The 25357-nt window shown below is 30.1% G+C and carries 24 protein-coding genes and 1 other annotated feature; of the genes, 16 read left to right on the top strand and 8 right to left on the bottom strand.

What is annotated here, in order from left to right; genetic code table 11:
* Positions 1-45 precede the first annotated feature (45 nt).
* The 4 genes from ACFWTK_RS00555 to ACFWTK_RS00540 all read right to left on the bottom strand — a co-directional run bounded on the left by ACFWTK_RS00555 (position 46) and on the right by ACFWTK_RS00540 (position 2920).
* Positions 46-573: a GerMN domain-containing protein gene (locus ACFWTK_RS00555; protein ID WP_415874224.1), complete on the bottom strand. Its 528-nt coding sequence runs from the start codon at positions 571-573 to the stop codon at positions 46-48.
* 211 nt (positions 574-784) lie between these two features.
* On the bottom strand, positions 785-1711 hold the full coding sequence (fba, locus tag ACFWTK_RS00550; protein ID WP_415874223.1) for a class II fructose-1,6-bisphosphate aldolase: 927 nt from the start codon (positions 1709-1711) through the stop codon (positions 785-787).
* Positions 1712-1840: 129 nt separating this feature from the next.
* Positions 1841-2221, bottom strand: a complete 381-nt coding sequence (locus ACFWTK_RS00545; RefSeq protein ID WP_106024173.1) for a DUF4363 family protein — start codon at positions 2219-2221, stop codon at positions 1841-1843.
* Positions 2222-2245: 24 nt separating this feature from the next.
* On the bottom strand, positions 2246-2920 hold the full coding sequence (locus ACFWTK_RS00540; protein ID WP_106024172.1) for a DUF421 domain-containing protein: 675 nt from the start codon (positions 2918-2920) through the stop codon (positions 2246-2248).
* A gap of 198 nt (positions 2921-3118) precedes the next feature.
* Between ACFWTK_RS00540 and ACFWTK_RS00535 the strand changes: the two genes are divergently transcribed.
* The 3 genes from ACFWTK_RS00535 (at position 3119) to ACFWTK_RS00525 (ending at position 6358) form a co-directional block, all read left to right on the top strand.
* Positions 3119-4777: a nucleoside kinase gene (locus tag ACFWTK_RS00535; protein ID WP_415874222.1), complete on the top strand. Its 1659-nt coding sequence runs from the start codon at positions 3119-3121 to the stop codon at positions 4775-4777.
* Between the two features lie 148 nt (positions 4778-4925).
* Positions 4926-5975, top strand: a complete 1050-nt coding sequence (cax, locus tag ACFWTK_RS00530; protein WP_415874221.1) for a calcium/proton exchanger — start codon at positions 4926-4928, stop codon at positions 5973-5975.
* A 122-nt stretch (positions 5976-6097) separates the two neighbouring features.
* Positions 6098-6358, top strand: coding sequence for a hypothetical protein (locus ACFWTK_RS00525; RefSeq protein ID WP_415874220.1), 261 nt, complete (start codon positions 6098-6100; stop codon positions 6356-6358).
* Positions 6359-6394: 36 nt separating this feature from the next.
* Here ACFWTK_RS00525 and pssA read toward each other — a convergent pair whose 3' ends face one another.
* Positions 6395-6907, bottom strand: coding sequence for a CDP-diacylglycerol--serine O-phosphatidyltransferase (gene pssA / locus ACFWTK_RS00520; protein ID WP_061858202.1), 513 nt, complete (start codon positions 6905-6907; stop codon positions 6395-6397).
* Between the two features lie 184 nt (positions 6908-7091).
* On the opposite strand from pssA, the gene ACFWTK_RS00515 reads away from it, so the two are divergent.
* The 3 genes from ACFWTK_RS00515 (at position 7092) to ACFWTK_RS00505 (ending at position 9368) form a co-directional block, all read left to right on the top strand.
* Positions 7092-7520 carry a CBS domain-containing protein gene (locus tag ACFWTK_RS00515; protein WP_415874219.1) on the top strand — a complete coding sequence of 143 codons (429 nt, stop codon included), beginning with the start codon at positions 7092-7094 and terminating at the stop codon, positions 7518-7520.
* 215 nt (positions 7521-7735) lie between these two features.
* Positions 7736-8629: a YegS/Rv2252/BmrU family lipid kinase gene (locus tag ACFWTK_RS00510; RefSeq protein WP_415874218.1), complete on the top strand. Its 894-nt coding sequence runs from the start codon at positions 7736-7738 to the stop codon at positions 8627-8629.
* Between the two features lie 337 nt (positions 8630-8966).
* Positions 8967-9368 carry a hypothetical protein gene (locus ACFWTK_RS00505; RefSeq protein ID WP_415874217.1) on the top strand — a complete coding sequence of 134 codons (402 nt, stop codon included), beginning with the start codon at positions 8967-8969 and terminating at the stop codon, positions 9366-9368.
* Positions 9369-9432: 64 nt separating this feature from the next.
* Here the strand turns inward: ACFWTK_RS00505 and ACFWTK_RS00500 are convergent, their stop codons facing one another.
* A complete protein-coding gene (locus ACFWTK_RS00500) occupies positions 9433-11319 on the bottom strand; it encodes a YgiQ family radical SAM protein (protein ID WP_415874216.1) in 1887 nt (628 codons plus the stop codon).
* A 694-nt stretch (positions 11320-12013) separates the two neighbouring features.
* Here ACFWTK_RS00500 and ACFWTK_RS00495 point away from each other — a divergent pair.
* The 6 genes from ACFWTK_RS00495 (at position 12014) to nth (ending at position 17705) form a co-directional block, all read left to right on the top strand.
* A complete protein-coding gene (locus tag ACFWTK_RS00495; RefSeq protein ID WP_415874215.1) occupies positions 12014-13276 on the top strand; it encodes a magnesium transporter in 1263 nt (420 codons plus the stop codon).
* Positions 13277-13438: 162 nt separating this feature from the next.
* Positions 13439-14173, top strand: coding sequence for a spore cortex-lytic enzyme (gene sleB / locus ACFWTK_RS00490; protein ID WP_415874214.1), 735 nt, complete (start codon positions 13439-13441; stop codon positions 14171-14173).
* 58 nt (positions 14174-14231) lie between these two features.
* Positions 14232-14488, top strand: a binding site (T-box leader).
* Between the two features lie 56 nt (positions 14489-14544).
* A complete protein-coding gene (gene epsC / locus ACFWTK_RS00485) occupies positions 14545-15123 on the top strand; it encodes a serine O-acetyltransferase EpsC (protein WP_415874213.1) in 579 nt (192 codons plus the stop codon).
* 28 nt (positions 15124-15151) lie between these two features.
* Complete coding sequence (gene queG, locus ACFWTK_RS00480; RefSeq protein WP_415874212.1) at positions 15152-16126, top strand: tRNA epoxyqueuosine(34) reductase QueG; 975 nt, start codon at positions 15152-15154, stop codon at positions 16124-16126.
* A gap of 48 nt (positions 16127-16174) precedes the next feature.
* Complete coding sequence (locus ACFWTK_RS00475) at positions 16175-16876, top strand: lysophospholipid acyltransferase family protein (protein ID WP_415874211.1); 702 nt, start codon at positions 16175-16177, stop codon at positions 16874-16876.
* 199 nt (positions 16877-17075) lie between these two features.
* Positions 17076-17705, top strand: coding sequence for an endonuclease III (nth, locus tag ACFWTK_RS00470; protein ID WP_415874210.1), 630 nt, complete (start codon positions 17076-17078; stop codon positions 17703-17705).
* A 158-nt stretch (positions 17706-17863) separates the two neighbouring features.
* On the opposite strand, the gene ACFWTK_RS00465 is transcribed toward nth, so the two are convergent.
* Together ACFWTK_RS00465 and ACFWTK_RS00460 are read right to left on the bottom strand one after the other, a co-directional pair.
* Positions 17864-20059 (bottom strand): PAS domain-containing hybrid sensor histidine kinase/response regulator, encoded by a 2196-nt coding sequence (locus tag ACFWTK_RS00465; RefSeq protein WP_415874209.1) that lies wholly within the window; start codon positions 20057-20059, stop codon positions 17864-17866.
* A 170-nt stretch (positions 20060-20229) separates the two neighbouring features.
* Positions 20230-21270, bottom strand: coding sequence for a M42 family metallopeptidase (locus ACFWTK_RS00460; RefSeq protein ID WP_415874208.1), 1041 nt, complete (start codon positions 21268-21270; stop codon positions 20230-20232).
* Positions 21271-21395: 125 nt separating this feature from the next.
* Between ACFWTK_RS00460 and ACFWTK_RS00455 the strand changes: the two genes are divergently transcribed.
* From ACFWTK_RS00455 to ACFWTK_RS00440, 4 genes are all read left to right on the top strand, one after another.
* The gene (locus ACFWTK_RS00455) at positions 21396-22772 is read left to right on the top strand and encodes a VanW family protein (protein ID WP_415874207.1); all 1377 of its coding nucleotides are present in this window, start codon (positions 21396-21398) and stop codon (positions 22770-22772) included.
* Between the two features lie 196 nt (positions 22773-22968).
* On the top strand, positions 22969-23790 hold the full coding sequence (locus ACFWTK_RS00450) for a Cof-type HAD-IIB family hydrolase (protein ID WP_415874206.1): 822 nt from the start codon (positions 22969-22971) through the stop codon (positions 23788-23790).
* 91 nt (positions 23791-23881) lie between these two features.
* Positions 23882-24367 carry a tRNA (uridine(34)/cytosine(34)/5-carboxymethylaminomethyluridine(34)-2'-O)-methyltransferase TrmL gene (gene trmL / locus ACFWTK_RS00445; RefSeq protein ID WP_061858087.1) on the top strand — a complete coding sequence of 162 codons (486 nt, stop codon included), beginning with the start codon at positions 23882-23884 and terminating at the stop codon, positions 24365-24367.
* A 12-nt stretch (positions 24368-24379) separates the two neighbouring features.
* Positions 24380-25216: a DegV family protein gene (locus ACFWTK_RS00440; RefSeq protein WP_415874205.1), complete on the top strand. Its 837-nt coding sequence runs from the start codon at positions 24380-24382 to the stop codon at positions 25214-25216.
* The last annotated feature ends 141 nt before the right edge of the window (positions 25217-25357 follow it).

The following is a 25357-nucleotide window of genomic DNA, read 5'->3' as shown; positions in this document are numbered from 1 at the left end:
ATAAAATAGAATTGGCAATTGAAGCTGTCAATTGCCAATTCTATTTTAGGTAATTTCTTCAATATCATCATAATCTACAGAAAAGCTTTCTCCTTTATCTAGAGATACATGTCCAGAACTATAAGGTTCTCCATCTATAGTGATATATACTTTATCACAATTATAATATGTTCCAAGTGTATTTGTAATACTTTTTAGAATTAAAAGTTCTTTGGATCCACCTGCGTTCATATCATCTAAAAATTCTTTAGAAAAATCTACGTAAACTTTATTTTCATTAGTGTTTAAATATAATTTATTGATTTTTGTGTCTTTACTTATAAGTGTAGATAAGTTGCTTTTTACTGGAGTTTTAAAATAGTTCTCAAATACATCTTTAACTTCTCCATCTGTTTTTAAATATGCTTTAGCTTCAGTAGACACTATTCTTACGTCATTATTCATAGGCTGTGGGTAATATAGTTTTAAAGATTGAGGAGCAGGAGGATTATGCGAGAGCCTTAAGCTAGAGCATGAAGTAAAAATGAAAACGGGGAATATTAATATTCCTAAAATTTTAAAAGCTTTTTTCATTCATATCACCCCTAAAATCTTCATATAGTATATTGTTTGACAATAATCTGATTTTTATCCTGTGGGTAATAAGCAGTATATATGGAATGAATGTAATTTAATTCAAAATCGTAACAGAAATTATGGTTAAATTTAAATCTTAGATATAGTAAAACAGACTATTAGAAAATGCTAATAGTCTGTTTCAAACTTTCTAAACTTTTAAACTCTTTTATAGTGTGTTAGCAGAACCTAGAACTTCAGTTATTTTCTTTTCAACTACTTGTCTTATTAAATCTCTTCCAGGTCCTAAGTATTTTCTAGGGTCAAATTCAGCAGGTTTTTCTCCAAATACTTTTCTTATACCAGCAGTCATAGCAAGTCTTAAGTCAGTATCCATGTTTATCTTACATACTGCCATAGAAGCTGCACGTCTAAGCATATCAGCAGGAACTCCCTTAGCTTTAGATGGAATATTTCCACCATTAGCATTACATGTTGCAACTAATTCAGGATCAACTGAAGATGCTCCATGAAGAACTATTGGGAATCCAGGTAATTTTTGTTGGATTTCTTCTAATATATCAAATCTTAGTTTAGCTTCTCCTTCGAATTTAAAAGCACCGTGGCTAGTTCCGATTGCTATAGCAAGAGAATCACATCCAGTTCTATTAACGAAATCAACTGCTTGGTCTGGATCAGTGTAGATATGTACGTCACTCTTAACATCATCTTCTACTCCAGCAAGTACTCCAAGTTCAGCTTCAACAACTACTCCATGAGCATGAGCGTAATCAACAACTTCTTTAGTCTTTCTTACATTTTCTTCATAGTCATAGTGAGAACCATCAAACATAACAGAAGTAAATCCATTTTCTATGCATAGTTTAACTGTTTCTAAATCAGGGCCGTGGTCTAAATGTAGAGCAACATCTATTCCAGTATCAGCTATAGCAGCATCAACCATTGCTTTTAGGTATTTAGGACCAGCATAGTCTAATGCACCCTTCGAAACTTGAAGTATTACAGGAGATTTTTGAGCTTTAGCGCCCTCTACAACACCTTGCAATATTTCCATATTGTTAATATTAAAAGCTCCGATAGCATATTTCCCTTCGTAAGCTTTTTTGAACATTTCTTTAGTAGATACTAATGCCATATAAAAAACCACCTTCCAATAATGTTTAGTGGGACTATATTTGTCCCTCTGATACTAATATCATAATTAAATATTATACTCTACTATTATGAAATTTACCATAGATATTATAAAAATTTAAAATTAAATTTAAAAAACATTAGGTAGAGTAACCTTTTCTGAATTAACCATTTCCTCTAATAAAAATTTTACTTCATGAATTGTTGCAAGGCAATCTACTTTGTCTTCATTTTTAATATATTGGGTTAGTTTTAAAATATCGTTACTTATGGTTTCGATATGGGAATGGTTAATAAAAGCTGGAATTATATTTGAATCCTTTTTCCATTCCTCTAAAAAGTTCATAGAATTATTATATGCTTCTTTCCAGGATTCATTTACTATAATTGACTCTAAAATATTTGCTTTATTTGAATAATATTCAGATTTATTTTCAACATATTTTGTTGAAAATATCATAAGTACTATCAATAGTGTGAATAATGAAAATGAAGCTATTGTGTTTTTCACAGTGAATCCTCCCTATGTTTCTTCTTATTTATCTTTAAGTTGATAAAAAAATTTACCTTTAGAATCTATAGTGGCTATAAAAACTTCTTTTACAGAGGATATATTATTAATCTTTAATTGATTATAAAGCCATTCTTCTGTTTTGTTTATAAGTTTTAAATTTGATTTATTTATTTTTCCATCTAAAATCAAGGTTACAGGAAGTTTCTCTTGTGGAGAATTTATTTTTAAATCTTCTTTTGTTGCAGGAGAAATATTTGTCTTAGGCATTATAGATAACTGTCCGCTGGTTTCTAAAATAGCATATTCAACATCTGAAATATTATAATAGCCATTGAGCCTCAATTCTTCTATTAAATCATTAAAACTCAATTTTTGATTTCGTAGTTCTTTTATATCTATTTTACCTTGCTTTATTAAAATGCTTGGTTTGCCTGTTAATATTTCTGCAGCTTTTTCACTTTTGAGTTCTATGAGAGTTATTATAGTTTGAATCATTAGTAAAGTTAATATAGGAATTATTCCATGTATAAGAGGAATTCTTATATCTTGCATAGGAAATGAAGCTAAATCAGATATCATAATTGCGATTACAAGTTCAAAAGGTTCCAATTCTCCAATCTGCCTTTTACCCATTAAACGCATGGTTAATACTACTAAAGAATAAAGTATTATAGTTCTTATTAGTACTATGAACATAAATCATTCCCCTTTCAGAATAATATTTTTACCTAATATTAAAAAATTATAATATATAGTAAGTAACTCATATATATGCTGCAGGTATATAATAGTAGTATAAGTGACCATACTTATATAAATAATAATCAATCATAAAATATAGGCCAAAAATAAACGAAGATAAAGAAAAACAATATGCAAATGGAGGAATGTGGTATGAGCAAATTAAATATTATCCTAAGGGGTGGAAAAAGTTTAAGTGTTGATAAAGGGACAACTTTATATGAAATTGCAAAACAGTATAGAATAGAAAATAACAGACCCTACGTATTAGGAAAATTTAATGGAAAAGCATATGAGCTTTGCTATGAGCCTGAAGAAGATGGATATTTTGAGCCTGTTGATTTAAGGGAAAAGATATCTATTCTTGCATATACAAGAAGTTTAAAATTTGTGCTTATAAAAGCTGTACACGATTTATACCCTGACGCTAAAGTTACTATAGAACATTCTTTGAGTAAAGGATTGTTTGGAGAGATATACAAGGAAACCCCTCTTAATGAGGAAGATATAGTAAATATAAAAAAGAGAATGCAGGAAATAATAGACCAAGATATGAGAATTAACAAAGTAATTGTAAGCAAAGAAAAAGCTGTTGAAATTTTTAAAAAATCTAATATGGATGATAAATTGAGAATATTGCAACATACAAATGTGAATGAAGTAACTCTTTATGAGCTTGAAGGAATGTATGATTACTTTTATGGACCTATGGCATTTTCAACAGGAGCACTTAAGGTATTTGATATAATGTATTATGCTCCAGGATTTATTCTTATGCTGCCTTCAGAAGATAATCCAAGTATGCTTCAAAAATTTGAAGATCATAAGAAATTAGCTAAGATATTTTATGAAGCAGAGCAATGGGGAAGAATACTTGATATAGCTGATGTTGGAGCATTAAATGATAAGGTAGTAAATGGTGAAATAGTTGATATTATTAGGATAGCAGAAGCACTGCATGAAAAGAAAGCAGCTTACATTGCAGATATGATACACAATAGAAAAGATGTAAAAATTGTATTAATAGCTGGACCATCTTCTTCAGGAAAGACTACATTTACAAGAAGATTAGCCATACAATTAAAAGTTAACGGCATGATACCAGTTCAAATATCTCTAGATGATTATTTTGTGGATAGAGAAAATACTCCTAAAGATGAAGACGGAAACTATGATTTTGAATCTATTTATGCCTTAGATTTAGAATTATTTAATAAAAATCTCAATGATTTACTAGAAGGAAAAGAGGTAGTTGTTCCTCAATTTGATTTTATAACAGGCAGCAGAAAATGGCATGAAAAACCTTTAAAGCTTCCTAAAAATGGTGTGATTTTAATTGAAGGAATACATGGATTAAATGAGACTTTAACTTCTTCAATACCAAAAGAAAACAAGTTTAAAATATATATAAGTGCACTAACACAATTGAATCTAGATAATCATAATAGAATAGCTACAACTGATGTTAGAATAATAAGAAGAATAGTAAGAGACTATTTATCAAGAGGTTATAAAGCAGAAGATACTTTAAAAATGTGGCCTTCTATAAGAAGGGGAGAGGAAAAAAATATATTTGTATTCCAAGAAGAAGCAGATGTTATGTTTAACTCAAGCTTAATATATGAATTATGTGTTTTGAAAAAACATGCTGAACCACAGCTTTTAAAGATTCCTAAGGATAGTCCTGTTTATTATGAAGCCATGAGATTAAAAAGCTTTTTACATTTTTTCAGAGATATAGACGATGATTTAATTCCAGATAACTCTATACTCAGGGAGTTTATAGGTGGAAGCTGTTTTTATAAATACTAGAAATATTTTATGCTAGAAACTCCTTATTTATGAATTTAAAACACCTGCTACAGCTGCTGTTTATATAATTCCACAAAAAGTGTAACCTCATTTGTCGCTAGTCCATACACTAAAAGAAGGTAGCAATAGATAAAGAGTGAGGGATTAGGTGATAAAAAAGTATATATTTATATTGATATCTATAATAGCAATTTTTATTAATACTCCTTTTATTTTAGTAAATACAATAATTTATTCTGCGGCAATAATTCCAGTGGCCATATTGCTTGGAGACCTTACATCAATAATGTCTCAATATATAGGAGAGAAAAGAGGAGGTCTTTTAGCCGCTACCATAGGAAATTTTCCAGAGCTTATGATGGGAATATGGTCTATAAGCTTTGGAATGGTACCTATGGTTAAGTCTGCTCTTGTAGGCTCTATAATAAGTAACATGCTTCTAGTCCTTGGTATATCTATATTCTGTGGAGGCATTAAGCATAAGGAACAAAGATTTAACAAAATAGTGGCAAGAACAAACTTTAATATGCTCCTCTTAGCTATGTCTGCTATGTTGGTTATGGCATCAATAGACAGTTATAGCAATTTACCTGGAAAAACAATGTTTACAATAAGTATAAAAGTATCAATTGTTTTAATAGGAGTATATATATTGGGACTTATATTTTCTCTTTATACTCACAATAATCTTTTTATAATAAGCGAAGAAATAGAGGAGAAAGGTAATAAAAAAGATAATAAGACAAAAAATATAGTAATAATTAAAATAGTAGTGGAATCAATATTACTATTTATAATTAGTGAAAAACTTATTTTTAGTATAAATGAGCTAGTAAATAAGTATAGTTTATCTCAGCAATTTATAGGAATAATGCTCATACCTATATTAGGAAATATGGGAGAGAATGTTTCGGCTATAATATGCGCGGTGAAAAATAAAATAAATATGAGCTTGGAAATAGCCATTGGATCAAGTATACAAATTTCACTATTTGTAACTCCTATTTTAATAATTTTTTCATACTTTATGGGAGTTCAAATGAACTTTGTTTTTAGTCATTTTCAAATTATGATGAGTGCCATAGCTATAGCTATGTCTTTCTTTGTATTCCAAGATGGTAAAACCTATTGGTTTGAAGGAGCTATTTTACTTGCTATATACACAATGATTACTATGGGATACTATTACTTAGCATGAATTGATGTTTTAATTAATATAATTATTATGATATCAATTCATAAGGTGATTAAGTGGGGAGCAGAAAAGTTATACAAACATACTATACAGATATTAATAATCTAGCAGACCTATTAGGGAAATTGGTTAATTCATATAGATTATTAATTGGCGGAGCAGATGAATTGAATAAAATAGCTTTATCAAGGAAAAGTGATGTAAGGGATGCTTTAAAAAGAGCAGATAAACTTGGAGATATAATAGATGAAATTATAGACATGTTAGAAAAGTCTAGCAATGGATATTTAGATTATTGTGAACTAAAGTCTGATATAATAAAAGGAAAACTTAATGAAGGATATATATATACGGAAATTGAGGAAGATTTAAATTTCAAAGATTAAAAAAAGATTAAAAAAGATAAAAAAAGTGTGAAGACCTCACACTTTTTTTATTCTTAATCTACTCACCATAAGATAAGAAAGTAAAACCATTAACATGCCTGTTAAAAATACATTTGAAGCATTGTCCATTGTTATGAATGAGTATAAGGAAAGCAACATGCCAGCTACAGTTATAGGAATTCCCACAAAGGCTCCGTCAAATTCAGTACAATTATATCTCGCTAATCTATAGGCACCAGACAAAGGAAATATTAAAACTAACAAATATCCTACTAATCCTAAACTCATAAGATCATATAAGTTGAAAACTAAAATTGAAGGTGCAACGCCAAAGGAAACTAAATCAGCAAGAGAATCAAGTTCTTTTCCTATATCACTAGCTGCATCTAAAAATCTGGCAATTCTTCCATCATATCTATCCATAATACCTGCTAATAAGATAAATATACAAGCTGCTCTATAGTCTCCTTTAAATGTCATTATTAAAGATATAAGACCACATGCGAGATTTCCTAAAGTGAAGGCATTTGGTAATGCACTTTTGGTCATTACAATATCACTCCTAAAAATTATTGCGTGAAATTTAAATATAATTAAAAGTTAATGTTTATTATACTATTATATATTATTTTGGACAAATATTTAAGTAGAAAAAAATTTTTTTTATAAAAACTTAATATAAACATATATTAAGAAGAGTTTTGGTTAAGAATAAACTTGGGAGGTGTTTTTCATGGAAATAAGAAATATAATGACAAAAACTGTAGCAACTATAAATGCAGAAGATACAGTAGAACGAGCAGCTCAAATGATGAAAGAACACAATGTAGGTTCTATACCTGTTTGTAGAGGAGAAAAGGTGGTTGGAGTAATTACAGATAGAGATATTGCCTTGAGATCTACTGCAGAAGGACAAAATGTTAAACAGCAAAAAGTAAAAGATATAATGACTTCTAATCCAGTTACAGGAACACCAAATATGGATGTTCATGAAGCTGCAAGATTAATGAGTGAAAGACAAATAAGAAGGCTTCCAATTGTAGAAAATGATAAGGTTGTAGGAATAGTTGCACTAGGGGACTTAGCAGTTGAACCTCAATTTGCAAATGAAGCTGAAAGCGCATTAAGCAATATTTCAACACCAGCTAGTCCACAAATATAAGCTGATACACTAAATTTATAATTTGGTGGTAATCTATTTATTCGAAGCATGGAAATGAGTTCATTTGTTGTACAAAATTTAAGCTATAATTATAGATTTTTCCAAAAAGCCTATGAATTTTCATCATAGGCTTTTTTATATTTTGTATTAAGGCTATAATATATAATATAAAAATTAAATGAAGCAATTTTTACTATTTTGATAGGAGAGTTGAAATGAATAGAGTAAAATTTATTTATAATCCGTATTCAGGCGAAAATACAATCATAAGTGATATAGACACAGTAATTATGATTCATCAAAAATATGGTTATGTGGTTGAACCATTTAGGATTAGTATGGATTATGAATTAGGTGAGGCTTTCAAGAACATTGATGACAGTTTTAAATATATATTAGTTGCAGGAGGAGATGGAACGGTAGACAACGTAGTAAATCATATGAAGCTTTTAGGCATAGATCTTCCTATTGCTGTTCTTCCAGTAGGAACTGCCAACGACTTTGCAAAGTTCATAGGAATGCCTCTAAATGTAGAGAAGGCTTGCGAACAAATACTTACCAGCAGCCCAGTGAATATTGATATAGGAAAGATAAATGATAAATATTTTGTAAATGTAGCTAGCACAGGTCTATTTACTGATGTATCTCAGAAGACAGATGTAAACTTAAAAAATACCATAGGAAAGCTTGCTTATTATGTAAAGGGCATAGAGCAAATTCCTAATCTTAGAAAACTTAAGATAAAAGTATCTTCATCTCATATGGAGTTTGATGGAGATATGTATTTGATGCTTGTTTTTAATGGTCAGACTGCAGGAAACTTCAATCTAGCATATAAGGCTGATTTAACTGATGGAATGTTGGACGTAATCATAATAAAGGCAGGTATGATAAAAGATATAATATCTTTATTTATAAAAATGTTGAAGAGTGAACACTTAGAACACTCAAAGGGGCTTATTTATTTTAAGACAGATAAGTTATATATAGAGTGTAATGAGGATATAGTAACAGATATAGATGGAGAGAGAGGACCTGATTTTCCTGTTACTATAGAATGTATAAAAGGAGGATTAAAGGTTTTAGGTGTAAAATTTACAAAAAGCTAAAAAAGCTAAAAAGTATGAATAAATAATATGAATATAAAATAATTATAAGTAACAGTAATTTCATGGGGAGAATATATTGAGGATTTATATTTATTTGATATCAATATTGGTTACGTTACTGATTATTTGCGAAGGCCTTAAAGATAATTTTAAATATGCTCCAAATAGAATAAAATTTATTTGTACGGGAATATTTGCTGCAATGCTTCTGAGATATGGATCAATAATAATATTCACTATATCAGAAGATATGAGATACCTATATTTATTAAAGCCTCTCTATTTTTTGAATTTTTTATGTATATTAATTGCAGCCTTAACATCCATATACATATTGATGAGAAACGATAAAATAAAGTTTTTATATATGTTTCCACTAAGTCTAATATTAATTTTAATTTATGGATATTTGATTTATAAATATCCTGCAAGACTAGGCTTAAATATTATATATGGATATCATATTGAATTTATAGGTAATCCGTACATATACATTGGATACATGCTAATGAATGTGTTTTTTATAATTTTGAGCATGAACATTTATAGAGCAAATATAGATAAAAAGGGAATCATATTTATTGTGTCTGCATCTATAGGTACTATATTAGAGACCATGTTATATGTCCTTGGAAAGGGAATATTCATTCATTTAATCATAGGAGATCTTTTGTGGATGGTGACATTGAATTACGCAATTTCAAAGCTGAAGAAGTCCATAATCACTAGTAAAAAATAATCGCTAATCCTAGGGCTAATCTTTAAAAATAGAGATTAGGATCTAGGAATTAGCGATTTAAATTTTATTTTCGTGTTTTAGTATGTTTTTTCTCTTTACTGCTTTTGTGTGGGGTATTATTCTTATTTTTGCCAGTGTTTTTTCCTTTGATAGGTCTAGGTGGTATTAAACAGTTTTTACCGAACCCAATTAAGTCTTCTCTGCCAGCTTTTATTAGAGCTTTTTTTACTAAAGAATAATTTTCAGGTTTTGAAAATTGGAGTAAAGCTCTTTGCATAGACTTTTCTTCAGGAGTTTTTGGAACATATATTTCTTCTCCAGTAAGGGGATTTATACCTGTATAGTACATAGTAGTAGAAAGGCTTCCAGGTGTTGGATAAAAATCTTGTACCTGTTCAGGATTATGTCCCATAGTCTTTATATAAAGTGCAAGTTCAATTGCTGCATCTAAATCACTGCCTGGATGGCTGGAGATAAGATAAGGAACTAAAAACTGCTTTTTACCTAGCTTCTTATTCATAGCTTCATATTTCTTTTGAAATTTTTCATAAACCTCATTTTTAGGTTTTCCCATAGCTTTAAGCACTTTATCATTTATATGCTCAGGTGCTACTTTTAATTGACCGCTAATATGATGTTCACATAATTCTCTAAGAAAAGTATCATTTTTATCTTCAATTAAGTAATCAAATCTTATTCCAGAACGGACAAATACCTTTTTAATCTTAGGTAATTTTCTAACCTTTCTTAAAAGGTCAAGATATTCGCTGTGGTCTACCTTTAAGTTTTTACAAGGAGTAGGAGAAAGACACTGTCTATTTTTACAAACACCATGTTTCTTTTGATGATCGCAGGCTCTATGTCTAAAGTTTGCAGTAGGACCTCCAATATCGTGAATGTATCCTTTAAAATCATCTAAAGTTGTTAAGAGTTTGGCTTCATCTATAATAGACTCTTGGCTCCTGTTCTGTATGGATCTTCCTTGATGGAAATTAAGTGCACAGAAGGAACAACCACCAAAGCATCCTCTATGGCTTGTTATAGAAAACTTAATTTCATTAATAGCAGGAATTCCACCATATTTTTCGTACATAGGATGGTAGTCCCTAGCATAAGGTAATCCGTATACTGTGTCCATTTCAGATTGGGTTAAAGCTTCTTGAGGTCTATTTTGTACAATATATCTATCACCATGTTTTTGAACTATAGTTCTGCCGTTTATGCTGTCCTGTTCATAATATTGTATTTTGAAGCTATTTGCGTAGGCTTTTTTACTAGCTACACATTCTTCAAAAGAAGGAACTTCTACATAATCTTCTACATCTTCTAAAGAGTTTGAAATATAAACAGTACCTCTGACATTTGTTATATTTTTTATGTCCATACCATACCTAAGTAAATTAGCAATTTGAACTATAGCCTTTTCGCCCATGCCGTATATTAATAAATCAGCTTTACAATCTACAAGTACACTTCTTCTTATTTTATTATCCCAGTAGTCATAATGAGCAAAACGTCTAAGACTTGCCTCTAAGCCTCCAATTATTATAGGAACGCCCTTATAAGCTTCTCTAGCTCTATTGCAATATACGATTAAGGCTCTGTCTGGTCTGTGTCCTCCTTTTCCACCAGGAGAAAATACGTCGTAATGTCTTTTTTTCTTGGATACAGTATAATTGCTTACTAGTGAGTCCATATTACCAGAGTTTATTAAAAAGCCATACTTTGGTTTACCAAGTTTTCTAAAGTCATCTACACTATGCCAATCAGGTTGAGCAATAACTCCTACACTAAAGCCTTCATGTTCAAGTACACGGCCTATTACTGCTGTGCCGAAGGAAGGGTGATCTACATAAGCATCTCCAGTTATTAGTACAAAATCCAATTGGTCTATATTTCTTGCGTTTAAATCTTCTTTGCTTACAGGTAAAAATTCTTTATTTAATCTCATTCATTAAGTCCCTCCAAATCTAGTAATAATATTAACATAATAAATGTAAAATATAAATAAAACATTTTATTGAAGAAGAGTATAATAATAGGGAAAGTGTATATAAAAAAATAAATAAAAATTTAAAATTAATTAAATAGTAGAGTAAAACCTTGAAATTTCATTTAAAAGATAATTATATTGATGTAAACTAATAATTTTAGTGTAAATGATTAAATATGGTTGCATTTTAATCTAATTATAATATAATTTATATTAGAGATATGTAATATGAAACTTTCATAAACAGGATTTTAGTTTTATTCCATGTTTTAAAAAGAGGTGAGATATCAATGGAAGGTGGTCCCCTTAGTAGGAGATCAAAACAAAATTTAAAATTAAATAGTGAATATAGAGAAAACCCATTTTTAAGGGTAGGGAGTTAGAAGTTATAAAACAGATAAAGTACACATTGATTAAAAATGAGATCCATAAATACAAAGTTAAAGGTTAGAAGTTGGAAACTAAAAATTTAAGTTGATAATTAAGAGTTGATAATTAAAAGTAAAATGTATTATCAATTGTTAAATATTAATTTACTAACCTACTAATTCTTTAGTTTAAGTGTTAGCATGCTAACTCTCTGACTTCCGACCTTTAGATTAGTACCGTGGTAGTACCGTGGGTTTCCTCTATATTGAAAGGAGGAATATCCATGAAGAAACTTAGCAGCTTTTATTTAAGTGAAATACTCCACAGGGATGTTTATGATGAATACGGTGACTGTATAGGTAAACTGTGCGATATATATGTTACCACAGGTGATGGATACCCTAAGGCCATAGGATATAAGGTGAAAAAAGGTGGAGAAATAAATAATTATGAATTTAGAAGCATCGATTTTTACAACGAGGATTCTAAAATAGTTATAAAAGTGAGAGGTGTTAAGGATATTATTCCAAGGGCATACTCTTACCTTTTGTCCAAAAATTTATTAGACAAGCAAATAGTTGATATAAATGGGAAAAAGGTTGTAAGAGTGAATGACTTGAGAATAGCTAATATTTCCACGGAAATAAGAGTAATAGCTGTTGAAACAGGATTGTTAGCTCTGAGCAGAAGATATGGTTTGGATAAGATTGTGAAGTTTTTATATAAACTTTGCAGAAAAGAAGTTTATGATACAGTTATAATGTGGGACGATGTTGAATCTCTAGAAATGGTAGATGATAATTTAAAAATATTAGTTCCATATAAAAAGATTTCAGAATTACATCCAGCAGATATAGCTGATATACTAGAGGAAGTAGACTTGAAGTATAGAAATAAAATATTTGAAAGTCTAGATGAACATTTAGCTGCAGATACTTTAGAGGAAATAGATCCTGAAATTCAGGCGGATATACTAGAAACTATAAACGAGTCTAAGGTACCTGGTATTTTAAATAATATGTCCAATGATGAAATTGCTGATATCTTAGAAGAATTAGATGAAGAAATGGCAGAAAAGCTTCTTATGAACTTAGAAACAGAAGACGAAGAAAAGGTAAGGGACCTCATGAAATATGAAGAGGAATCCGTAGGAAGTATAATGAATACAGATTTTGTTTCATTTAATTTAAATATAACAGCAGCTGAAACCTTAGAGCTTTTAAAAGAAATTAAGCCAGAGGATAAAGTTTCCCATTACATTTATATAACTGATCAAAATGAAAGGCTTCAAGGGGTAATATCTTTAACAGAACTAGTATTTTCCAGTGGAGATATGAAGTTAAAAGAAATAATGAAAAAGGAAGTTATAAAGTTAAGCGATGATGAAAAATTAGATACAGCCATTAAAAAATTTGTTAAGTATGATCTTATAGCTATTCCTGTAATAGACTCTGAAGAAATACTTCAAGGAGTAGTAATTATAAATGATATAATAGAGGAATTTTTTGAAGAGAAGTGGAAAAAGAAGTTAAAAAGAGCGGTGTAAGTTATAAAAAGGATTGTTTATATATTAATATAAGCAGTTCTTTTTTTATAATTTATAAAATAAATAGGTACTTTGGAATAAAGAGTGTATTTTTTATAAAGTTGCACAAAATATAAGTAAGGAAGAGACGTTTTGTATACTTATTTTAGGAGGAAGCTATATATGAAAAACAGATTAGGATGGAAAAGAATTAGCATTTTAATTATAGTAATCATGTTTTCATATGTGAGTACATCAGGATTTATTATTCCTTACCGCAACAGTGTAAAAACTGCAGTTTATAAGTATGGATCTAAAGATGCAATTGTAACAGAAATTCAAAGAAGATTAATAGCATGGGGATATTATAAAGGAAATATGGATGGAATTTATGGATACGAGACCTACCTTGCTGTTAAAGAATTTCAAAGGAAAAATGGTCTTACCGTTGACGGCATAGCAGGAAACTCTACATTAGCAGCTTTAGGAATAAATCCAGGACCTGGAGGAGGCTCAAGTGCTGGAGGTAAAACTAGTACTTCTTCTTCAAATGCAGCATCATCCAATAATTCTGATTTAATGCTACTTGCAAGGTTTATAAATGGAGAAGCGAGAGGCGAGCCTTATGAAGGACAGGTAGCTGTTGGAGCAGTAATTTTAAATAGAGTAAGACATCCAGATTTTCCTAATACAATAGCGGGAGTTGTTTACCAGCCAGGTGCCTTCACTGCGGTAGTAGATGGTCAAATACACGCTGAAATGCAAGAAACCTCTCTTAAAGCTGCAAGAGATGCTTTAAACGGATGGGACCCTTCTGGAGGTGCTCTATACTACTTTAATCCTAGAACAGCTACAAGTGCATGGATTTGGTCAAGGCCTTTGATAAAAGTCATAGGACAACATAGATTTTGCAAATAATGTTGACAATTCTATAAGTAATGAATATAATAAAAATATAATTCTTAGTAAAATAGTATGAAATACAGTGAAGAAGGAAAGTAGTGTAAATTGGATATTTCAGAGAAGAAATCATATGCTGTGAGATTTCTATATCGGATTTAAACGAAGTGCCCTTCGGAGTTTTGCACCGAAAGATAAAGTAGGCTGCAACGGTCTTACCCGTTATAGTAATAGAGTATATAACTCCATTTTGTTTTAGGAGCGTGCTTGAAAAGAGGTGGGATTTTATCCAATTAGAGTGGAACCGCAGAGTGTAATAGCTTTGTCTCTAGATATTAGAGATAGAGCTTTTTGTTTATGTAATTTTATTTTGATGGAGGGGGAAATTTATGATGAAATTTTTTAAAGCGATCAAATATGATATAGATAATATATTAAAAAATGATCCTGCAGCAAGAAATTTTTTAGAAGTATTATTACTTTATCCGTGTGTACATGCAACAATCTATTATAGGGTAGCACATGGGCTATACAAAAGAAAGTTATACTTCCTAGCTAGGCTAATATCTCAATTTGCTAGATTTATCACAGGGATAGAAATACACCCAGGTGCAAAAATAGGAAAAGGATTTTTTATAGATCATGGAATGGGAGTAGTAATCGGAGAAACTGCAGAGATAGGGGATAATGTAACTTTATATCATGGTGTAACTTTAGGTGGAACAGGTAAAGACCAAGGTAAAAGACATCCTACTGTAGGAAATAATGTAATGATTGGATCTGGAGCAAAGATATTAGGTCCAATATATATAGGAGATAACTCAAAGATAGGAGCAAATTCAGTGGTACTAAAGGATGTACCGCCAAATTCAACAGTAGTAGGAATACCGGGAAAGGTTGTAAACAAGAAGGCTAAAAATGTGGTTAAAATTGAGGATTATGGAATAAAGGATGAATGCGTGAGATAATAGATGCTAGAATTGTAGGTTAGTAAATATGGATTATAAGGAATCTATAATTAAATATTGTTATGAAATAGGTTTAAGTCAGATTGGATTTACTAAGTGTAGAGTGTTTCATGAACTTAAGGAATTTCTCACTAAAAGAAAACATGAAAATATAGAAAATGAATTTGAAGAGAAAGATATAGAAAAGAGAATAAATCCTTTTTTGTATATGAAAGAAGGAAAAACTATAATTTCACTAGCCTTTCCATATATGCATGAAACTAGTACTAAAGCTGATAAATATTTTTCTAAGTATACCTTAGGTAGAGATTATCATGAAGTTGTAAGTAAATATTTAGAGAGCATATGTAACTTTATAAAAAGCTTAAATGGAAAAGCAATATACTTTGTTGACAACAATGCACTGCCAGAGAGATATATAGCATATCTAAGTGGAATAGGCTTTATAGGCAAGAATAATATGGTAATTACAGAAAGGTATGGTTCTTATATTTTCTTAGGAGAAATAATAACAGATTTAGAAATAGAAGAAGATATGCCTAAGGAATCTAAATGCGGAAATTGTGATATATGCATAAAGGCATGTCCTGGAGGAGCTATAAGTGAAAAAGGATGTAATCCAAATATATGTTTATCATATATAACACAAAAGAAAAATATTAACGAAGAAGAAATTTCTAAGCTTAAAGGCAAAATATTTGGATGTGATATTTGTCAAGATGTTTGTCCATATAACAAACATGTAGAATTTTCTAAGATTGAAGAATTTAAACCATTTGATTTTATGAGAAATATAAACTTTGAAGAAATACTAAGTATGAGCAAAAAGGATTTTAATGAGAAATACAAGATGACCTCATGTGGTTGGAGAGGAAAAAGCGTACTTCAGAGAAATGTACTCATAAATTTAGCACATATGAAGAAGCTGGATGATGGAAAAAAATTTAATTCCCCTTATGTTAAGGAATATTATAATAAACTTTTGAAAAATTCTAAATTTTGATGTATATTAATTATATGTAGAAATGAATGTGAAAGGTGGAATTTGTAGATGATATCCCCAACTATGAGCAAAATTATAGGTCATCTTCCAAAAGGTCTTGTAAAGTTTATATCTAATAAACTTTTAAATGGATATATAAATAAGTATGCACATATTAAGGTGGAAAATAAGGAAAGATTGAATGATATAAAGAAACCAGTTATATTTATATGCAACCATCTTAGTAATTCAGATGCTTTAGTACTAGATAGGGTGCTTAAGGATCATGATGTTACTTTTGTAGCAGGAGTTAAATTGAGCGGTAATCCTCTTACAAGTCTTGGGCTAAGCATAGTAAAGACTACACCAGTACACCCTAATTCAGCAGATAAAGAAGGGATAAAAAAGATTATTCAAATTATTAAAAGTGGTGATAATGTTTTAATTTTCCCTGAGGGTACGAGAAGCAGAACTGGTAAAATGATAAAAGGTAAAAAAGGAATTATATTAATTTCAAAAATATGTAATGTTCCTATTATACCTATAGGAATGACAGGAACAGAAAAGCTTCTTCCTATTAATATGGAAGGAAAAATGGAGATGGAAAAATTCCAACATTCAGATATTACCGTTAGAATAGGGGAAGAATTTTATCTTCCACAGAAACTTGAGGAAGAATCTAAAAAGGATTATGAAGAAAGAGCTTTAGACGTTATTATGAGAAATATTGCTAAGCTTTTACCAGAAGAATATAGAGGAGAATACCAGTAAGGGCAGTGGAGAAGTGTAGAAATATAATGCTGAATTAAGCGAGGCTTAATTCAGCATTATATTTTATAAGAATATTAATGTTTGTTACTATAAATCATAAATTAAGTTTAAGGTATAAGTTATACTAGATTATAATATTCTAATCATCGAAAGGCTTGATTTTTAAAAGGCTGGTTAATAAAAGGAGAGAAAAAAGGCAATGAAGAAAAATGTTAATGAAATATTAGATATACTTGAAAAAGCTTATCCTGATGCTCAGTGTGAGCTTATTCATGAGAACCCTTTTCAACTTTTAATAGCTACTGTACTAAGTGCGCAGACAACGGATAAAAAAGTAAATCAGGTTACGGAAAAATTATTTAAAAAGTATAAGACGCCGAATGATTTTGCTGCTCTAGAGCAGGAGGAGTTGGAAAAAGAAATAAGAGAAATAGGTTTATACAAAAACAAGGCTAAGAATATAATAGGTCTGTGCAAGATGCTGATAGATGATTATAATGGAGAAGTTCCAAGGACTATGGAAGAATTAATTAAGCTGCCTGGAGTTGGAAGAAAAACTGCTAATGTAGTATTATCTAATGCTTTTGGTGTTCCAGCAATTGCAGTGGATACTCATGTGTTTAGAGTAGCTAATAGAATAGGAATTGCTGAGAGCAAAAATGTTGAAGGAACAGAAGAGCAACTAAGAAATAATATTCCAAGAGAGCGATGGTCAAAAGCTCACCATCTTCTCATATTTCATGGAAGAAGAACCTGTGCTGCAAGAAAGCCAAAGTGTGAGGCTTGTCCTTTAGCACCACAGTGTAAGTATCTAAATGGAGGAGAATAAATTATATTAGAAGTTTAGAAAGTTTGTTTTTAAACTAAGTATATTGGCTAAATTTTACGTTTTAGTGTCTAAACTCTCTAAACTTCTAAACTAAAAACATGGCTTAGAAATCAGTGGTTTCAAACTTCACACTTTAGGCTAAACAATCTAAAATCGAACTAGTTACTGTTCAGCACTCTGTTCAATTCATTACTTAGCTCCTCTATAGTATAAGGTTTGTTTATTGCTCCCTTAAAACCATAATCTTTAAAATTTGATATAACTCCGCCGGCAGAGTAGCCGCTAGAGACTATGGCTTTAATTTTTGGATCTACTTGAAGAAGATGTTTTATAGTCTCTTCTCCTCCCATGCCGCCTGGAATAGTTAAGTCCATTATGACTGCATCGAAGGCGTCACCTAAAGACATAGCTTTTTTATACAATTCTATGGCTTCTAGACCATCTTTACATGATACAACTTTATAACCCATATGCTTTAACATGGCAGATAACATTTTTCTTATATCTATTTCATCATCCATAACAAGGATTTTATTTTCTCCACTAATTAATCCATACTTTGGTTCTTCTATTTCAATAGGGACTCCCTCACAGGCAGGTAGATAAATTTTAAAAACAGAGCCTTTATCTAATTTGGACTTAACCAAAATATGACCATTATGCTTCTTTATTATAGAATAAGCTGAAGCAAGTCCAAGTCCAATACCAGTTTTTTTAGTTGTAAAGTAAGGGTCAAATATTTTGAGCAAGTTATCTTTGCTTATTCCACAGCCTTGATCCTTTACAGAGATACAGATATATTTTCCAGGATTAAGACCTACTATCTCATTTTCTGAAAGTTCAATATTTCTGCATCTAATAGATATGAAACCTCCATTAGGCATAGCCTGATATGCATTTATTACTAAATTGCTTATTACCTGACTCATTTGACCGCAGTCTATTTCAACAGGCCAAAGATTATTAGGAATATACATTTTACAAGCTACGTTTGAGCCACTTAATGCTAAATTAGTAGTTTCTTTTATTAAATCATTTATATAAGTTATTTTTTTCAAAGGTTTACTGTCCTTAGAAAAGGTAAAAAGCTGTTTAGTTAAACTTTTTGCTTGGAATACAGTTTTTTCTAAGTCTGAAAGCTTCTTCGAGATTTTATCATCAGGTTTCACGTAGGTTTTCATTAAAGATATATTTCCTAGAATTATAGTGAGTATATTATTGAAATCATGGGCGATACCTCCAGCTAAAATGCCTATGGAATTAAGTTTTTCCATTTTTAATAATTCTTCATCGCTTTGTTTTCTTTTAGTAATATTCCTTATTATGGATATAACTTCATTATCTGATAAAGGTATTAGTCTAGCCTCAAAGTATTGAAGATTCTTTCTAAGAGGAAGCTCATACTCAAAAACAACTAAAGATTTTGTTTTCAAAGCTTTCAAAATAGCAGACTTAAACTGAAGCCCAGTAGAGTTGTCATATATTTCGTATACTTTTTTCCCTATAAGTTCATCAAAAGGAGATATTAAGCTATCTGAATCCTTTGTTTTACAATCTAAAAAAGTACCATTTTTATCAAAAACAAGGTATATGTCTGGAAAAGCTTTAAAAATAGTTTCTAGCTGAATTTTTTTCTCTCTTAATTTTTTTTCTGCTACTTTCCTAAATGTAATATCTACACCAAATTTTATATAAAACCAATTAGAGATTGGTGATGACTGAGAAGTTGAATACCAGGAAATAGTTTTTTTTCTGCCATCTTTACATATAATAGTTGATTCTACGTCTTTGTACTCATAGTTCAATTCTTTACACTTATCTTCGATTGACTTTCTATATTCATAATCAGGATATAATATGATATTTGGGTTCTTAGCAGAAAGTATTTCCTCACGAGTATACCCTGTAATTCTTTCGCATTCATTATTCCAAAGTATCATATTTCCTTCTTTATCAAAGGCTTGTATCATAACAGGCATATTATTCAAAAGTAATTTAAGTTGTTCTTTGCTTTTTTCTAAAGCAAGTTGGATATATTTCTTTTCAGAAATATCATTAATAACTATAGAAATTAAATTAATGCTATTAGTTGAATTGGAAATTTTATTAACCTTGAATTGAAGATATGTACTTCCAAATTGTTTTTCAAAAATATATTCTTTGAGGTTCTTCGATAAAAAATTTTCTATAGGCTTCACTAATAAGTTAGAAAGTTCTGGTAAGGTAATGTGTAATCTTTTTAATAAATCCTCTCCTGATGAAGTTATTCCTAAAATTTTATATTGAGAATCAAGTATAATAATTGGTACTGGAATATTTTTTAAAAATTCAAGACAAATAGAGTAATTATCCATAATAAAATTCACCACCTATATGCTTCGAGTTAATTGCGTAAAAAAATTACTTTATACAATATTCTATTATTCAATATTCTATTATTTTTGGAAAAAACCTTCTTTTTTATATAATTTGTAATAAAAAAGGGAACATATGGGGGTAAAATTTTGCAACGTTCCTCTTAGTTCTATTTAATTTTGCAGTACTTAACAATAAGTTCTAAAGTGGATATAAGCGAATCCATGTGGGTTCTTTCATAAGCATGAGAAGCAAAAACACCAGGCCCAATTAAAGCAGTTTTAATATCCCATCCAGCTTTGAGAGCTGCAGAGGCATCTGATCCGTAATGAGGATATATATCTATTCTGTAATCTATGTGTTGTACTTTGCATAAGTTTACAAGCTTTTTTCTAAGTTCATAGTCATAAGGACCAGAAGAATCTTTTGCACATATGCATATAGCGTATTCAGAAGAATTTTGATTAAGTCCAGGTGCCCCCATATCTACAGATATAAATTCTTTAGTAGAAGGAGGTATAGATGAAGCTGCACCATGACCTACTTCTTCATAGTTGCTTATAAAAAAGTTAGTTGTATAAGGGAGGACTATATTATTGCTTAATATATAGTCTATAGTATACAAGAGTATAGCGGTACTAGCTTTATCATCTAAGTGTCTGCTTTTAATAAAACCATTATCTGTTATTATGGTTCTAGGGTCTAAAAAGATAAAATCACCAACATTAATTCCAAAGTTTAGAATATCTTCTTTAGAAAATACCTTCTCATCTAAAATAACTTCCATATTTTCAGGGGTTCTTTTAAGATCATAAGCCTCATTCCCACTTATGTGAACAGAAGGCTTTAAGGATTGAATTGTTCCGGTATAAGTTTTATCATCCATAGTTAAAATAGTGCAATTTTCTCCTTCTATAGAATTCCCTGTGAATCCGCCTATTAGACTTATACCAAGCTTTCCATCTGATTTTATCTCACTAACCATAGCGCCTAAGGTATCTACATGAGAGGAAAAAGTTCTTTGGTATTCGTTGTTTTTTCCTTTGAGTGTAACTATTATGGCTCCCTTATTCGTAATAATATATGGAGCTTTTAAGGAATCAAGTTCACTTTTTATATATTCCATTACTTTATAAGTATAGCCAGAAGGACTTGGGATGGATAAGATATTTTTTAAATAAGTTTTAAGTTTGTATTTGTCATAATTCATGATTTCATCACTCCTTTAAAAAATTTTATCATAATATGAAACTATAGCCAATGTATAAACACAGTTTCATATGTAATTATTTAAAATTTTGTAGTATAATAAGTTGGAAAGAGGGGAGAGATTAAATGGCTAGAAGTAAAAAAAATACAATAAGAAAAAAGAGTAATAAGAGGGTCAGAAATCTAGTATTTACAATCATTTTATTATTAATTTCAGCTGCTGTTAGTTATGTGTATTTTATTACGCAAAAATTCGACAATGTTATGTTCCCGGGAGTTATTATTGAAAGTGTGGAATTATCAGGAAAGAGTAAGGAAGAAGCTTTAGAAATTTTAAAAGAAAAGTATTCAAAACCAATACTTAGTAAGAAAATACATGTTAAAACTCCAAGCAAAACTTATACAATAAATTATTCTCAATTAAATCCTCAATACAATATAACAGAAGTCATAGATGAAGCTTTTGCTTATGGTAAGAATTTAAATATAATATCTAAATATAAGCTTATAAAAAGTCCTGAATTAAAAAAATATAATCTTCAATTTTCATATGATCATAAGCCAGTAGATGACATGATAGAGTCTATAAGCAAGGATATTAATACAAAACCAAAGGAAGCAACGATTAAGTCTGTAAACGGAGGTTTTCAAGTTACTGAAGATGAAAAAGGTTTTGAGCTTGAAAAGAAAAAATTAAGTGATGAAATTGCAGCTAAAATCAAAAATAACAGTACTGGAGATATAAACATAGACGCCCCTATAAAAGTTATAGAATCTAAGGTTAAAGCGGAAGCATTAAGAAAGGTTGATTCAAAGATAGGGTCATTTTCAACTAATTATTCCTCTTCTTCAGAAGGTAGGGCGACTAATATAAGATTATCAACTCAAAGTATTAATGGTACAGTGATAATGCCAGGAGATACTTTTAGCTTTAATGAAGTTGTTGGAGAAAGAACAAAAGAAAGAGGATACAAGGAAGCTGGAGTTATAATAAATCAAAAATTCGATTCAGGCCTTGGCGGAGGAATATGTCAAGTATCTTCAACTCTATATAATGCATTGCTAAGAGCAAATATAAAAACCACTGAAAGAGTGCACCATTCTATTCCTTCTACATATGTTGATATTGGTCTTGATGCTACGGTTGACTGGGGAAATATTGACTTGAAATTTAAAAATACTTTCGATTATCCTATATATATCGAAGGCTTTACTTCAAATAGAAATGTGTATTTCAATGTATATTCAAATTCTGAATTAGCAAAACGAACCTATGATATAACTACGGAAGTATATAGTACAATTGAGCCAACAACAAAATATATAGATGATCCATCATTACCAGCAGGACAAACAGAGGTAGAAAAGCAGCCTCGCAAAGGTTACAGAGTTAAAGCTTATAGAAATATCTATGAAAATGGTAAGTTTATAGGTAAGGAATTAATATCTAATGATTATTATGTACCGATAAATGGAGTAATTAGAAGAGGAACGAAAAAGTAAGATTAAATATTAAAAAAGTATTAATAAGTTAATTTAGAGTGCTTAATCCATATGGAAGAAACAAAAAACTTAGGATTAAGCACTTTTAAATTGAGAAAATTGCATCCCAATTTTCTTATATGTTATAATACTCTTTGATACTGTAGGGAATAGGTAATGTCAGCATAGTGGATGAAATTATAAAGGGGAGATTAATATGGCATTTAAGTTAGTGTGCTTGGACATGGATGGGACTTTATTGAACAGCAGTAAAGAAGTTAGTAATAGAAATAAGGAAGCCATAAAAAAAGCCCATGATATGGGAGTTAAAATAGCGATTTCTACAGGAAGGGTGTTTACATCTGCAAAATATTATGCACAACTTTTAGGGATAAATGCACCAATTATAGCTTCAAATGGAGCATATATTAGAGAAAAAGATAGAAACGAGGTAATATATAGTTCTACATTGAGTATAGAAGAATGTAAAAAGATACTAGGAATTATTAAAAATTATGATTTTAAAGTTTATTTTAATACTTTTAATACTATTATTTCGCCTAAACCCTACCCAAAAGGATATACTTATCTTGAGATGAATGAAGATTTATCAGATGATATGAAAATTAATCTTCATGTAAATCCTAATTTAGAAGAAGAATTTGTAAATAGAGATGGTGAAATACTTAAAGCTATATGCATTAGTGAAGACTACAGTACTCTAAAAAAAGCTAAAGATGAGATAATAAATTTAAAAAGTTTTGAAGTTGTAAGTTCTCTTGGAGATAATTTTGAAGTAATGAAAAAAGGAATTTCAAAAGGTAATGCAGTAAAAATATTGACAGAGTTTTATGGATTTAAAAGAGAGGAAGTTATTTGCATAGGCGATGGCGAAAATGATTTATCTATGATAAAGTATGCTGGATTAGGAGTAGCAATGGGAAATGCGCCAGACTATGTAAAAAAGGAAGCAGATTATATAACTGAAACTAACGACGAAGATGGAGTGGCTAAGGCTATAGAAAAATTTATTCTGTAGTAAACTCATCTATACATGATTATATGTACTTTACTTCATTTTATGATTAATATAATATAGAGTTAAATTCCACTAATATAGGGGGTCAACAATGAGATTAGATAAACCTAATTTAAATATAGTATTATTTCAACCAGAAATACCGCAGAATACTGGAAATATAGCAAGAACTTGTGTACTAACTGATTGTAGATTACATTTAATAAAACCTTTAGGATTTAGCATAGATGATAAGAGAGTAAAAAGAGCTGGCCTAGATTATTGGCCATTATTAGATATAGAAATTCATGAATCTTTCGATGATATGTTAGAGAAATATCCTGATGCCAATATATATTTATCAACAACAAAAGAAGCTAAATATCATCATGATGAAGTACAATATAAAAAGGGAGATTTTATTGTTTTTGGAAGGGAAACTTCAGGGTTACCTGACTATATAAGAGATAGATATGTGGAAAATAGAATACGAGTACCTATGGTAAATACTACTACAAGATCTTTAAATCTTTCGAATACTGTAGCTATAGTTGCGTACGAAGCTTTAAGACAATTAGGATTTCCAGGAATGAAGTAGGAGGTATAGACTATGGAGAAGATTAAGATAATCACGGATAGTACCTGTGATTTAAATAAAGAAATCATAGAAAAATATGATATAGAAGTCATACCTCTTATGGTTAGTTTTGGAGAAGAGAGTTATTTAGATGGCGTGACCATAAATATAAGAGAATTTTTAAAAAAAATAAAAGAAGAGGACATGTTTCCTACCACATCAGGAATAAATCCTCATAAATTTTACGAATTATATAAAAAATATTTGGATGAAGGATACAAAGTTGTTTCTATTCATCTTTCATCAAAAATGAGCGGTACATACCAGTCGGCATGTATTGCTAAGGAAATGCTTGAAAGCGATGATATATTAGTTATAGACAGTTTAAATGTAACTGCTGGATTAGGGTTATTAGTGATAAAAGCAGCTGAATTGAGAGATAAAGGTTATTCCATAGAAGAAATTGAGAAAGTTTTAAAAGAAACTGTTCCGCATATAAAAAGTGGCTACGTATTTGTAAGCTTGGAAAATCTGGTTAAGGGAGGACGTCTTTCTAAAACCGCTGGAGCAATAGGAAACTTGCTGAATATAAAGCTGATTTTAGCTGCAGTAGATGGGAAAATGGAAGTTTTAGATAAGGTAAGAGGAACAAAAAGAGCAATTAAGACGGTTTTGGGATATTTAGATAATTTAAATAATGAAGAGCCTAGTATATTACTTCATATAGATAATAAAGATATTTTTCCTTATCTCCAACAGGAGCTAACTAATAGAGGTGTAAACTATATTGAATGTGAAGTTGGATGTGTAGTAGGAACCCATGCAGGACCTAATGCTTGTGGAATAGCATTTATAGAAAAATATAATTAAATTATAAATGAAAATAAAAACACCCGCTAAATCAGGGTGCTTTTATTTTTTATGGGTGTATTTAGTATTAGAAGAAAATGTTACATAAAGTCATTGAGGAATTTTAATTATTAATTGCCCAATTCTTATGATATAATGTAA

This window comes from Clostridium sp., from assembly GCF_047777555.1.
In the GTDB taxonomy this organism is placed as follows: Bacteria; Bacillota; Clostridia; order Clostridiales; family Clostridiaceae; genus Clostridium_H.
The sequence above is the reverse complement of the archived record's forward strand: the minus strand, read 5'-3'. Positions and strand labels throughout refer to the sequence as shown.